Annotated in this window: 11 protein-coding genes; 3 read left to right on the forward strand and 8 right to left on the reverse strand. The window is 71.6% G+C overall.

Features of this window, described 5'->3' with window-relative positions; genetic code table 11:
- Positions 1 to 55: 55 nt before the first annotated feature.
- Positions 56 to 1,054 (forward strand): small ribosomal subunit Rsm22 family protein, encoded by a 999-nt coding sequence (locus tag JGS39_RS10560; protein ID WP_219568514.1) that lies wholly within the window; start codon positions 56 to 58, stop codon positions 1,052 to 1,054.
- On the opposite strand, the gene ddaH is transcribed toward JGS39_RS10560, so the two are convergent.
- Positions 1,051 to 1,947 (reverse strand): dimethylargininase, encoded by an 897-nt coding sequence (ddaH, locus tag JGS39_RS10565; RefSeq protein WP_362635033.1) that lies wholly within the window; start codon positions 1,945 to 1,947, stop codon positions 1,051 to 1,053. The two genes, JGS39_RS10560 and ddaH, sit on opposite strands and share 4 nt — an antisense overlap.
- Before the next feature lie 269 nt (positions 1,948 to 2,216).
- Between ddaH and JGS39_RS10570 the strand changes: the two genes are divergently transcribed.
- Complete coding sequence (locus tag JGS39_RS10570) at positions 2,217 to 2,963, forward strand: bifunctional DNA primase/polymerase (protein WP_219568518.1); 747 nt, start codon at positions 2,217 to 2,219, stop codon at positions 2,961 to 2,963.
- A 119-nt stretch (positions 2,964 to 3,082) separates the two neighbouring features.
- On the opposite strand, the gene JGS39_RS10575 is transcribed toward JGS39_RS10570, so the two are convergent.
- The 7 genes from JGS39_RS10575 to JGS39_RS10605 form a co-directional block, all read right to left on the reverse strand.
- Complete coding sequence (locus JGS39_RS10575; RefSeq protein WP_219568520.1) at positions 3,083 to 4,015, reverse strand: SCO2278 family lipoprotein; 933 nt, start codon at positions 4,013 to 4,015, stop codon at positions 3,083 to 3,085.
- Complete coding sequence (gene efeU, locus JGS39_RS10580) at positions 3,948 to 4,931, reverse strand: iron uptake transporter permease EfeU (protein ID WP_219568522.1); 984 nt, start codon at positions 4,929 to 4,931, stop codon at positions 3,948 to 3,950. The genes JGS39_RS10575 and efeU overlap by 68 nt, the downstream gene beginning before the upstream one ends.
- Before the next feature lie 30 nt (positions 4,932 to 4,961).
- The gene (efeB, locus tag JGS39_RS10585; protein ID WP_219568524.1) at positions 4,962 to 6,227 is read right to left on the reverse strand and encodes an iron uptake transporter deferrochelatase/peroxidase subunit; all 1,266 of its coding nucleotides are present in this window, start codon (positions 6,225 to 6,227) and stop codon (positions 4,962 to 4,964) included.
- A gap of 23 nt (positions 6,228 to 6,250) precedes the next feature.
- A complete protein-coding gene (gene efeO, locus JGS39_RS10590; RefSeq protein WP_219568526.1) occupies positions 6,251 to 7,387 on the reverse strand; it encodes an iron uptake system protein EfeO in 1,137 nt (378 codons plus the stop codon).
- Positions 7,388 to 7,577: 190 nt separating this feature from the next.
- Positions 7,578 to 8,417, reverse strand: a complete 840-nt coding sequence (locus JGS39_RS10595; RefSeq protein ID WP_219568528.1) for a heme ABC transporter ATP-binding protein — start codon at positions 8,415 to 8,417, stop codon at positions 7,578 to 7,580.
- Complete coding sequence (locus JGS39_RS10600; RefSeq protein WP_219568530.1) at positions 8,414 to 9,490, reverse strand: FecCD family ABC transporter permease; 1,077 nt, start codon at positions 9,488 to 9,490, stop codon at positions 8,414 to 8,416. The genes JGS39_RS10595 and JGS39_RS10600 overlap by 4 nt, the downstream gene beginning before the upstream one ends.
- Positions 9,487 to 10,566: a heme/hemin ABC transporter substrate-binding protein gene (locus JGS39_RS10605; protein WP_219568532.1), complete on the reverse strand. Its 1,080-nt coding sequence runs from the start codon at positions 10,564 to 10,566 to the stop codon at positions 9,487 to 9,489. The genes JGS39_RS10600 and JGS39_RS10605 overlap by 4 nt, the downstream gene beginning before the upstream one ends.
- Positions 10,567 to 10,702: 136 nt before the next feature.
- On the opposite strand from JGS39_RS10605, the gene JGS39_RS10610 reads away from it, so the two are divergent.
- A complete protein-coding gene (locus JGS39_RS10610; RefSeq protein ID WP_219568534.1) occupies positions 10,703 to 12,112 on the forward strand; it encodes an HtaA domain-containing protein in 1,410 nt (469 codons plus the stop codon).
- Positions 12,113 to 12,128: the final 16 nt, after the last annotated feature.

Here is a 12,128-nt window from a genome sequence, read left to right on the forward strand (position 1 = left end):
CCGTCCCGATTCCGCACGGAGTCCCGGCCCGTTCACGTCCGCCTACAATTCCTCGGTGAACGCCACCCTCCCCACCGCGGAAGCCCTGCGCGCGGCCCTGGCCGGACTCCTCGACGGACTGCCGCCCAAGCAGGCCACCCAGGCCGTCGACCGGCTCATCGCCAACTACCGGGGAACCACTCCCACCGACACCCCGCTGCTCCGCGACCGCTCGGACGTCGCCGCGTACGCCGCGTACCGGATGCCCGCGACGTTCGAGGCCGTACGGTCCGTCCTCGACGCCCTGCGCGACGCCGCCCCGGACTGGACGCCGGCCACGCACACCGACGTCGGCGGCGGCACCGGCGCGGCCGTCTGGGCCGTCGCCGGGGCCTGGGACGGGCCGCGGACCACCGTCCTGGACTGGGCCGAGCCCGCCCTCGCACTGGGCCGCGAGCTGGCCGGAGCCTCCGGCCTCCCGGGTCTGCGCACCGCCGAGTGGCAGCGGGCCCGCATCGGGAAGGACCTGGTGCTGGACGCCACCGACCTGGTGACCGTCTCCTATGTGCTCAACGAACTCACCCCCGAGGCACGCACCGCCCTCGTCGACACCGCGGCCCGCGCGGCGCAGGCGGTCGTGATCGTCGAGGCCGGCACCCCCGACGGCTACGCCCGCGTCATCGAGGCCCGCGACCGGCTGATCGCCGCAGGGCTCACCGTCGCCGCGCCCTGCCCGCACAGCGACGCCTGCCCCATCGAGCCGGGCACGGACTGGTGCCACTTCTCGGCCCGGGTCAGCCGCTCCTCGCTGCACCGGAAGGTGAAGGGCGGCTCGCTGCCGTACGAGGACGAGAAGTTCAGCTATGTCGTCGCCACCCGCTTCACGCCCCGGCCCGTGGAGGCGCGGGTCACGCGACGGCCGCAGATCCGCAAGGGCCAGGTGCTGCTGGAGCTCTGCACCCGGGACGAGGCGCTGCAACGCGCCACGGTCACCAAGCGGCACGGCGCGCTCTACCGCGCCGCCCGGGACACCGACTGGGGCGACGCATGGCCGCCCCCTGAGGACACGCCCTAGGCCCGCAGCTCCTGGGTGCAGCACTTCACGCTGCCACCGCCCTTGAGCAGCTCGCCCAGGTCCATCGGCACCGGTTCGAAGCCGCGGTCGCGCAGCGGGTCGAACAGGCCCGTGGCGGCCTGCGGCAGCACGACGTGGAGCCCGTCGCTCACCGCGTTAAGCCCGAGAGCGGCGGCGTCCGCCTCGCCGGCGAGCAGTGCGTCCGGGAAGAGCCGCGCCAGCACGGCCCGGCTGCCCGGTGAGAAGGCACCCGGGTAGTACATGATCTCGTCGGCCGCGTCGTCGAGGACGCTCAGTGCCGTGTCCAGGTGGTAGTAGCGCGGGTCGACCAGATCGAGGCCGATCACCGGACGCCCGAAGAACTCCTGCGCCTCGTCGTGCGAGAGCGGGCTCGACCGGAAGCCGCGCCCGGCCAGGACGTACGAGGAGGTCACCGCGAAGTCGCCCTCGCCCTCGTTGACGTGGACGGGCTCGTGGATCTCGGTGTAGCCGTGGCCGCGGAACCAGTCGCGGTGGGCCGCCGCCTCCGGGAACCGTTCCTGGTACGCGAACCGGGCACCCAGCACCCGGCCGTCGATGACGGTGGCCCCGTTGGCGGCGAAGACCATGTCCGGCAGGTCCGGGTCGGGCGTGAGCAGCTCCACGGTGTGGCCGAGGGCGCGGTAGCGGCCCACCAGGTCCTCCCACTGGGTCTGCGCCAGCTGGAGGTCGACGGGCTTGGTGGGGTCCATCCACGGGTTGATGGAGTACGTCACCCTGAAGTGGGCCGGGGCACACATCAGGTAGCGGCGGGGTGTGGCTTCACGAGGCAACGAGGGCTCCTCACGAATCGTCGCGGCGGCATTGGTGGCCGCTGCGGCCGGTGCGTCGCACGGGTGTGTGCGTGAGCCCATGGTGCGCCGTCCCGGGCCGTCGGCACAGTGGACCGATCGGGTGGTTCCGTACAGCTGTGTGGCGTGTGACCGACTCGTCCCTGTTGAGGGTGGCGGGCACACCGTCCCGGCCTCCGATCACCTGAAATTCATCTGCCATTTCATGACAATCAGCATGTTATCGGTCGCTGCGGGCCATCGGTCGGCGTACCCCGCTTCAGGACTCTGGCCACCCGGAGCGCAGGATGGTGGGACCATGGGCAGGGGCAACGCTTGAGGTAAGGGGATTGATGGGCGCCGATTTCAGCCGTGCTCGCGGCTCAGAGAGCAGGTTTTCCCACTGGCTGCGCCGTCGGCCCAAACCACAGCAGGACGATGCCGACGGCAGCGTACGGGTGGCGCTGCTCCTGGCCGTGGCCGAGGCCGGGATGCCGATCGCGCCCGCCGCCCATCCGGTCGGCTACCGATGTTCGTGCGAACGTGTCGGCTGTCCCACCCCCGCCAGGCACCCGGTCTCCTTCGCCTGGCAGACGCAGTCCACGACCGACCGCGCCCAGATCGAGCGCTGGGCCCTCAGCCAGCCGCAGGCCAACTTCATCACCGCGACCGGCATGATCCACGACGTCCTCGACGTTCCGCTGTCGGCCGGTACACAGGCGCTGGAGCGGCTTCTCGCCGCCGGTATCGACGTGGGCCCGGTGGCCCGGTCCGGCGACGACCGGATGCTCTTCTTCACCGCGACGCGCGGTACGCCGGAGGACGAGGACGAGTGGTGGCCGTGCGAGCTGGACTGCCACCCGGAGACGATGGACGAGCACCCCGGACTGCGGTGGCACTGCCGCGGCAGCTATGTCCTGCTGCCGCCGGCCATGCTCCCCGGTGAGTTCGACGTCCGCTGGGTGCGGGGCCCGGAGAATCCGCTGCCGGACCCGCTGACCCTGCTGGAGACGCTGACGGAGGCGTGCGCCCGGTTCGTGGGATCCGCGGAGCAGAGCGATGTCGACCACGAGTCGGTGGCCTGGCCGATGGGCCGGTAGCCGGAGCGACCGCGGCGGGAGCAGGGTGAGGCAGGGGCCTGGGGCGAGCGAGAGCCCCAGGACCGCTCGACAGCCTTGGCACCCTTCGCCGACGCGAAGTCCCAGGACCGCTCGACCGCCTAGGAACCCTTCGCCGACGTCAGCCCCGGTACCCGGTTCAGCATGATCACCTTGCCCGTACCGGCACCCTTCTTCGGGACGTACACCAGCTGACTGGAGACCCGCTCCTTCGTGAGCGTGCTCCGTACCTCTCCGGTCATCAGCGCCGCGACGTCCGGGGACACCGCCGGACGCAGCCCCTGCGCCGCCGTCTGCCGCTCGAAGTGCTTGCTGCTGAAGAAGACCAGCGCACCGCCGTCGGCTGTTTCCAGGCCGGCCGGCGCGAACGTCCCGCTGTTCAGCGGCTGGTCGATGTACTGGTACGAGAACCCGGCCCGCCGGGTGTTCAGGCGCGCGTTGCGCCAGGCCGAGGTGGACGTTCCGGGGGCGAACACGTCCGGCGTGCCCTTCTGCAGGTACCCGGTGTACTGCGCGCCCAGGTCCTCCGGAGCCACCGCCAGTGCGGCGCTGTCCGAGGCCACGGGGGTCGCCCACCCGTCGCCGTCCTTCGCGAATTCGGGAATCCGGGTCGGGGTGGCGACCGCCAGATAGGAGGCCTTCCACCCCGCGTCGGGCCCGGACCTGACGAAGACGAACAGCCAGCGGGTGTCCTGCTTCCCGCTGTCCTGATCACGGTTGGAGTCGGTGTCCGCGACGAACCACCGCGGCCAGCCGGCCTTCTTCGGGATGACGTACTTCGCGTCGGTCAGTTCCAGCGGCCGGTGGTTCGCGTTGCCGTCGGGGTTGTTCTTGTGCCTTGCCCGCAGCCCCGCCTGGTTGATCGCGCCGAGCGGACCGGTGACCTGGTCCGCGTCCAGCGCGGGGTCATAGGCCTTGTCCGCCGCGTTGTACGCGGCGGTGAAGTCGGCCAGGGCCTGCGCGGCCTCAGACCGCGTCGCCGCCCGGACGACTTCCAGCTCGCCGTGCACCGTCACGCACCCGCTCGCCGTCATGCTCAGCACCGTCGCTGTCGCGAGCCCCGTCGCCAGCCGAACCGGCCTCAGGCTTCTCATCCGTTGCTTTCCGCGCCTTCTGATCCGTCGCACCCGCTGCGGGGCCCTCTGACCGTCCGAACCCTACCGGGGAGAGGAACAGCGCGAGTGTGGGGATCAGATAGAGCGCCCACACCGTGATCTGGAGAACGGTCGGATCGGGCTGGAAGTTGAACGTGCCCTTCAGCAGCGTGCCGTACCAGCTGTCGGGCGGAATCGTGGCGCTGATGTCGAACGCCCGGTTCCGCAGTCCGCCGAGGAACTCGGCCTCCTGCAGGTCATGGACGCCGTACGCGAGCACACCCGCCGCGACGACGACCAGCATGCCGCCGGTCCACGTGAAGAACTTCGCCAGGTTGATCTTCAACGCGCCCCGGTAGAACAGCCACCCCAGCACGACGGCCGTGGCGATGCCCAGCACCGCGCCGATCATCGGATGCCAGCCGTCGTCCGCCGCGTGCACCGCACGCCACACGAAGAGCGAGGTCTCCAGACCCTCACGGCCCACCGCGAGCAGCGCCGTGGCGACCAGGGCGCCGGTACCCATCGCGAGCGCCGCGTCGAGCTTCCCGTGCAGCTCCGACTTCAGGTGCCGCGCGGTACGGCGCATCCAGAAGACCATCCAGGTGACCAGGCCGACCGAGACGATGGACAGCGAACCGCCCAGCGCCTCCTGGGCCTTGAACGTCATCTCCTGCGAACCGAATTCGAGGCCGGCGCCGAAGGCCAGGCTGACGACGACGGCGATGGCGACACCGATCCAGATCGGCAGCAGCTTGTGCCTGTTGCCGGTCTTCACCAGGTACGCGATGAGAATGCAGACGACCAGGCTGGCTTCGAGGCCCTCGCGCAGGCCGATCAGGAAGTTACTGAACACGTTTCGGTTCCCTTTCCGCTTCGAGTCCCGTTACGAGAACAGCGCCCGGCCCCACCAGTCGTCCTTGTCGCGGACGCCCGGCGGGACGGCGAAGTGCGCCGAACCCACGTGCTGGATGTACTCGTTGAGTGCGTCGTGTGCCGCCAGGCGCCGCTGCAGCGGTACGAACGCCGTGCGGGTGTCGCGCTGGTAGGCGAGGAAGAACAGTCCGGCGTCGAGCCGGCCCAGGCCGTCCGTGCCGTCGGTGAAGGAGTAGCCGCGCCGCAGGATCGTCGCCCCGTCATTGGTGTCGGGGTGTGCCAGCCGTACATGCGCGGTCGGCAGCATCGCCTTCAGGAACGGCTCGTCGCGCTCCTTCGCCCTGCCGACCGGGGCGCCCTCGCCCTTGTCGCGGCCGAAGACGTCCTCCTGCTCCTGCAGCCCGGTCCGGTCCCACGTCTCGATGTGCATCCGGATGCGCCGGGCCACCAGGTAGGAACCGCCGGTCATCCAGTCGGCCCTGTCCTTCTCGCCGACCCACACGTGCTGGTCGAGGGCGGCGGTGTCGGTGCCGGAGATGTTCCGGGTGCCGTCCTTGAAGCCCATCATGTTGCGCGGGGTCTGGGCGTCGGGCGTCGTCGAGGACGTCTTGCCGAAGCCCAGCTGCGACCAGCGGATCGCGGTGCGGCCCATGCCGATCCTGGCGAGGTTGCGGATGGCGTGCACCGCCACCTGCGGGTCGTCCGCACACGCCTGGACGCACAGGTCGCCGCCGCTGCGGGCCCGGTCGAGGTTGTCGCCCGGGAACTTCGGCAGCTCGACGAGCGCGTCCGGACGCCTGTCCTCCAGGCCGAACCGTCCCTTGGCGAACAGCGAGGGGCCGAAGCCGATCGTCAGCGTCAGCCGGGACGGCTTGAGCCCCAGGGCCTCGCCGGTGTCGTCCGGCGGCGCCTCGGCCGGGCCCCCGTAGGCGCCGTCACCGACCGCGTGACCTGCCGTCATCCGCTCGGCCGCCCGGGTCCACTCCTTGAGCAGCGCGACCAGTTCGGCCCGGTCCTTCGTCGTCACGTCGAACGCGGCGAAGTGCAGCCGGTCCTGGACGGCCGTGGCGATCCCCGCCTGGTGCGCACCGTGGAACGGCACCGCCGCACCGCTGTCCGCGGCCGTCACGGCGGTGTCCCCGGAACGCACCGCGGCCACGGCGCCGCCCGCCACGGCCGCGCCGAGCGCGAGCCCGGCACCGCCCCAGCCGAGCAGGGCGCGGCGCGAGGGGGCGCCCGCGGGTTCCTGCTGGTTCTCGCCGGTCTGCTCGGTCATGCCCACAACCTCTTTCCGGCCGGTTACTTCGTCACCGCGGCGGCGAGCCGCGACAGGGGCTCGGCCAGCGCGTTGACCGCGTCCGACAGCTCCTTGCGGTCCGCCTTGCTGACCTTCTCGTACGACGTGAACTCGTAGGAGCTCTTGTCCGTGCGGTACTTGTCCAGCAGCGTGTTCAGCGCCGCGAACCGCTTGTCCAGGGTGGAGGTCAGTGCGGCGTCGTTCTTCGCGGCGATCGTCTTCAGCAGCTCGTAGGACTTCTCCGCGCCCTCGACGTTGGCCTTGAAGTCGACCAGGTCGGTGTGGCTGTAGCGCTCCTCCTCGCCGGTGACCTTGCCGGTCGCGACCTCGTCGAGGAGCTCCTTGGCGCCGTTGGCCATCGAGGTCGGGGTGATCTCCGCCGTTCCGACGCGCTTCTGCCAGTCGAGCAGGTCCTTGTGGAGGGTCGGCGCGAGGGCCTTCTCCTCGGCGCCCAGCTTCTTGTCCTGCCACAGCGCCTTCTCCAGACGGTGCCAGCCGGTCCACTTCTGGCCGTCCTCCAGGCCGTCCTCGCGGACGTCGACCTTCGGGTCGATGTCGCCGAACGACTCGGCGACCGGCTCGGTGCGCTCCCAGCCGATACGGGAGTCGGCGTACGCCTTCTTCGCGGCCTCGATGTCACCGGCGGCGACGGCGTCCGTGAAGACCTTGACCTTCGGCAGCGTCTCGTCGGCCTGCGCCTGGACGTAGGTGCGGTAGGCGGCGACGGCCTTGTCCATCTCCGGGCTGCGCTCGGCCGCCTTGCCGCCGCTCACCTCGATCTTCTGCCGGATGCCGTGGCCCTTCATGCCGGGCTTGCAGGCGATCTCGTACGAACCGGCCTTGATCTCGGCGGTGATGGTGGCCTTGGTGCCCGGGCCGATGTTCTCGCGCTCGGCGACGATGCGGTCGTCCGGGAACAGGACGTAGACCTCGGTGACCTTGGAACCCTTGTTCTCCACGGCCAGCTCGACGTGGCCGGCCGGCAGCTTCGTCTTCGAGACGTCGCAGGAGTCGTCCTTGGCGACGACCTGGACGGCACCCTCGCCCTTGCCGTCGCTCTTCTCGGCGCAGCCCGTGACAGCGGTCAGGGCGGCCACGGTGGCGGCAGCGGTGACGACGGAGAGACGAACGGCTTGCATGAGGGCTCCACTTGGGGACGTAGGAGAAGGCAGAAAGGGCTGGACAAAGGTGGGTGAGGCGGACCTAACTTAACCGAGGCTTACCTGACCGATACCCACCCGTGCAGTGATTCAGCTCTCACTGGGGACGCACAAGAACGGAAGCATCACAGCCGACCCATGAGCGAGCCTTCAGAAGGTCAAGCGGTGGTCAAGAAGCCCGTTCCGGAACGACGAGGGGCACCCCGGTCCGCGGATGAGGGAACACCTCGACCGGCTGCCGGTAGACGCCGCTGAGCAAGGCACTGGTGAACACCTCGCCCGGCGGACCCGCCACCGCGATCCGCCCGTCGTGCAGCACGGCGGCCCGGTCCGCGTACGCGGCCGCGAGGCCCAGATCGTGCAGGACGACGACGACCGCGTCCCCGGCGGCGGCCCGCTCCCGGCAGATCCGCAGCACCAGTTCCTGGTGGCGCAGGTCGAGCGCGGCGGTCGGCTCGTCGAGCAGCAGCAGCGGGGCGCGCTGCGCAAGCACCCGGGCCAGCGCCACCCGGGCCCGCTCGCCGCCGGACAGCGCGGAGAAGGGGCGGGCGGCGAACCGGGTCACCTCGGTGGCCGCCATCGCGGTACGGACCGCCGGATCGTCCTCGTCAGCCCTGTCCGTCCCGGCCCAGGGCGCCCGCCCCATCCGTACGACGTCCTGGACCGGGAACGGGAAGGACAGCGCGGCGGACTGCGGCAGCACGGCCCGGCGCAGCGCCAGCTCGGCCGCGGACCAGTCGGTGACCGGCCGCCCGCAGACGCGTACCTCCCCGTCCTCTGGGGGCAGATCGGCGGCCAGCGCGGCCAGCAGCGTCGACTTGCCGGCCCCGTTCGGTCCGACCAGCGCCAGCACCTCGCCCGCGTGCGCCGTCAGGTCGATGGAGTCGAGCACCGGCCGTCCGCCCAGGCTTACCCGCAGCCCGCGCGCCTCGGCGACCGGGTCGCCGGGGGAGACGGGTACGGGCAGTTGCCGGCCCCGTACCGCGAAGAGGTTCCGCAGCGTCCTCATGCCCAACCACCTTGCTTGCGACGGGTCCTGCGCAGCAGCCAGAAGAAGAACGGGCTGCCGAAGAGCGCGGTCAGCACACCGAGCGGCAACTCGGCCGGATCGGCGACCGTACGGGCCGCGAGATCACCCGCGACCAGCACCAGCGCACCGCCGAGCGCGCTGCCGGGCACGAGGAAGCGGTGCCCGGGCCCGTTCGCCATCCGCAGCAGGTGCGGCACCAGCAGCCCGACGAACGAGATGATCCCGGCGACCGCCACCGCGGCGGCGGTCAGCAGCGCCACGACGAGCACCAGCACCATGCGGAGCCGCTCGACGTCGACCCCGAGGTGCCGGGCCGGCCGCTCGCCGAGCGCCAGCAGGTCCAGCTTCCGGGCGTAGAAGGGGGCGAGGGCGAGGCCGAGCACCGCGCACGGCAGCACGGCCAGCACCTTCGGCCAGGTGGCCTGGGCCAGTGAACCGAGCTGCCAGAAGGTGATCTGGGTGATCTGCGCGTTGTCGGCGAAGAAGATGAACAGGCCGATCAGGGCGCCCGCGAAGGCGTTGACGGCGATGCCCGTGAGGATCAGCGTCACGACCTCCGTCCGGCCGCCCGACCGCGACAGCGCGTACACCAGCAGCACGGTCAGCAGGCCGGCGGCGAACGCGCAGACGGTGATCGTCCAGTTGCCGAGGAAGGTCAGCCCGAGCGCGATCGAGGCGACCGCGCCGACCGCGGCCCCCGCGGAGATGCCGATGACGCCCGGCTCGGCGAGCGGATTGCCGAACACGCCCTGCATCAGGGCCCCCGCGCAGCCGAGCGAGGCGCCGACCAGCAGCGCGAGGACGACCCTCGGCAGCCGTACGTTCCACAGGACGCTCTCGCCGACCCGGTCCAGGGCATGACCGCCGAGCCCGATGCGGTGCTGGGCGGAGGCGAGGACGTCGCCGAGCGGGATGCTGTACGCGCCGAGTCCGGCGGACAGCAGGCAGCACAGGAGCAGGGCGGCGAGCAGCCCGGCGGTCAGCGTGACAGCTGTGGAGCGGCGGGCCGGGGGGACCGCCGGCCGGGCGGATGCCTCGTGTGCGGTGGTCATCCGGCCGTACCGCCCTCGGGGTGGAGCTGGGCGATCAGTTCGCTCAGCACCCGGTCCGTGCGCGGCCCGTAGTTCAGCAGCACCCCGTCGTCGATCGAGACGATCCGCCGGTCCAGGCCCGCCGGGGTCTCGGCGATGCCCGGAATCCTCACCAGCCCGTCGACACCGCCGACCGATTCGAGCCCTTTCGTCATCACGAGGATCGCGTCGGGCGCCGCCTTGGCCAGCGCCTCGCTGGTGATGGCGGTGAAGTCCTTCTTCAGTCCGGACGCCTTGCCCGCGTCGACGGCGCCCGCCGCCTCCAGCAGCGAACTCGCCCCGGACTCCCGGCCGCCCAGCAGGTAGACGGAGGCGGAGCCGCGCAGATAGAGGAAGGCGACGCGCGGCTTCTGTGCCCCGTCGGCCGGTGCGGGTACGGACTCGCGGACCGCGTCGATGCGGTCCTGGGTGCGCTTCTCGAGCTCGTCGCCGGAGCCCGGCACGCCGAGGGCGGCGGCCACCGCGTCGATCCGGCGGCCCACGTCGGCGAGTTCCCTGGCGGGTTCGACGACCACGAGCGGAATCCCGGCGTCGCGGATCTGGCCGATGGCCTCGGCCGGTCCCGTCGTGGTCTCGGCGAGCACGAGGGTGGGCCGCAGGGACAGGACGCTCTCCGCCGAGACGTCATGGGCGCGGGTCACCACGGGGAGCTCCGCGGCCTGTTCGAAGGTGGCGGTGATGTCGCGGGCCACGACCTGCTTGCCGAGGCCGAGGGTGAAGACGATCTCGCTCAGGCCACCGGTCAGCGGCACGATCCTGTCCGCCGAGGTGACCGTGGTGCGCTCGCCGTCCGCCGAGGTGACGGTGACGGGCAGCCGGGGTGCCGGTGTCGTGGTCAGTGGCTCGATCCGGTCAGCCGCCGGAGCCGTGGAGGCCCCGGCGCCCGCGGCCTTCGCCGCGGGAGTCCCCGTACTGCCGCAGCCGGCCAGCGCCAGGGCCGTCGCCAGGGCGATGACGGCCGTGGCGACGCCGGCGCGCCTGCGCCTCGGTTGGGCGGCGCCCCGTCCCGGCGGGGCGAAGTCCTGATGGAAGCGCACTGGGGCACCGTCCTGTCGTTCTGCGGCGTGCAGTTGGTAGGGGATTGCGAGAAATGTGACGGAAAGGGGTACCGGCACAGGATGCACATACCTTAGGTTAGCCTTACCTCACTTTCTAGACCTCGGAGGGGTCCTCATGCCCTCGTTCAGACCTGCCCGCGCGCTCGCCGTCGCGCTTCTCGCGGTCCTGCCGGCAGCGCTGCTTCCGGCCACCGGCGCCGGGGCGGCGGACCGCACGGTGCAGGGCGGGCGGCTGGACTGGGGCATCAAGTCCTCCTTCCAGAGTTACGTCACCGGCCCGATCGCCCAGGGCAGTTGGGGCCTGGCCGGGGGCGCCGCAACGGTCGGCGACAGCCGGTTCCGCTTCCACTCCGCGACCGGCTCCTACGATCCGGCGAGCGGCGCGTTCCGGGCAGGCTTCTCGGGCGGCGTCCACTTCACCGGCCACAAGAAGTCCGACGGCTCCCACGAACTCGACCTCACCATCAGCCGCCCCACGGTCCGGATCCAGGGCGGCGGCGGCACGGTGTACGCGGACATGGTCAGCAAGGACCGGGGGAGCGGCCGTGTCACCTCCGCCACCCAGGTCCCGCTGGCCACGCTCGGTCTGTCCGGGATCGACATGAAGGGCGGCAGCACTCCGGTCGCGCTCAACAACATCCCGGCGACGCTCACTTCACAGGGCGCCAAGGCCTTCGCCGGCTACTACACCGCCGGCACCCCCCTGGACCCGGTCAGCCTGTCCGTGGACACCTCGGCCCCCGCGAAGAAGCCCGCCGCGTCGAAGACCCCCGAGAAGCCGGCGAGCGGCGCGAAACCGAAGGCCACCGCAGGCCGCTTCGAGGACGCCGCCGTCGACTGGGGGGTGCGCCGCACCTTCCGTGAGTACGTCACCGGCTCGATCGGCCAGGGGAAGTGGACCCTGGCCGGAGGCGCCCAGGACGGCGGGGCGCTCTTCCGCTTCCCGAAGGGCACGGGCACGTACGACCCGAAGAAGCAGGCACTGGCGGCGGGCTTCGCGGGCAGCGTCCGCTTCACCGGGGCCGGCGGCCTCGATCTGACGCTCTCCCGGTTCGCGGTACGGCTTGACGCGGGCAAGGGCACGCTCCGCGCCGATGTCCGCAGCGACGGCGCCACCCGCAAGGCCGTTCCCCTGGTCACGTTCACGGCGAAGGACTTCGCCCCGAAGGACGGCCTCGCGGTCCTCACGGAGGCCCCCGCCACCCTGACCGTCGACGGCGCCAAGGCGTTCAACTCCCTCTACACGGCGGGCACCGCGATGGACCCGGTCTCGCTCGCCGTGGCGGTCACGACCACCGCGAAGCTGCCTGCGCTCCCCGACCTGGGCAGCGAGGCCGCGCCCTCGGCGCAGCCGTCCGGCACCCCCGCGCCGAAGGCCCCCGCGACCGCCGCCCGCGTGGCGGACGAGGACTCCCGCACCGGGCTGTACCTGGTCCTCGGCGGCGTCGGCGTACTCGCCGCGGCCGGGGCCGGCGTGCTCGTTCTCGTACGCCGCAACCGCTCCACGACGGACACCCCTTCCTGACCCCCGCGTTCCCACC

Source organism: Streptomyces poriferorum (genome assembly GCF_019399235.1).
Classification (GTDB): Bacteria; Actinomycetota; Actinomycetes; order Streptomycetales; family Streptomycetaceae; genus Streptomyces; species Streptomyces poriferorum.

Bases quoted from the DNA above. Each gene is read 5' to 3' on its own strand.
- JGS39_RS10600 (WP_219568530.1), bottom strand. From the start codon at position 9,490: ATGACCACCGCACACGAGGCATCCGCCCGGCCGGCGGTCCCCCCGGCC.
- JGS39_RS10570 (WP_219568518.1), top strand. From the start codon at position 2,217: ATGGGCGCCGATTTCAGCCGTGCTCGCGGCTCAGAGAGCAGGTTTTCC.
- efeO (WP_219568526.1), bottom strand. From the start codon at position 7,387: ATGCAAGCCGTTCGTCTCTCCGTCGTCACCGCTGCCGCCACCGTGGCC.
- JGS39_RS10575 (WP_219568520.1), bottom strand. From the start codon at position 4,015: ATGACGGCGAGCGGGTGCGTGACGGTGCACGGCGAGCTGGAAGTCGTC.
- JGS39_RS10595 (WP_219568528.1), bottom strand. From the start codon at position 8,417: ATGAGGACGCTGCGGAACCTCTTCGCGGTACGGGGCCGGCAACTGCCC.
- JGS39_RS10610 (WP_219568534.1), top strand. From the start codon at position 10,703: ATGCCCTCGTTCAGACCTGCCCGCGCGCTCGCCGTCGCGCTTCTCGCG.
- efeB (WP_219568524.1), bottom strand. From the start codon at position 6,227: ATGACCGAGCAGACCGGCGAGAACCAGCAGGAACCCGCGGGCGCCCCC.
- ddaH (WP_362635033.1), bottom strand. From the start codon at position 1,947: ATGGGCTCACGCACACACCCGTGCGACGCACCGGCCGCAGCGGCCACC.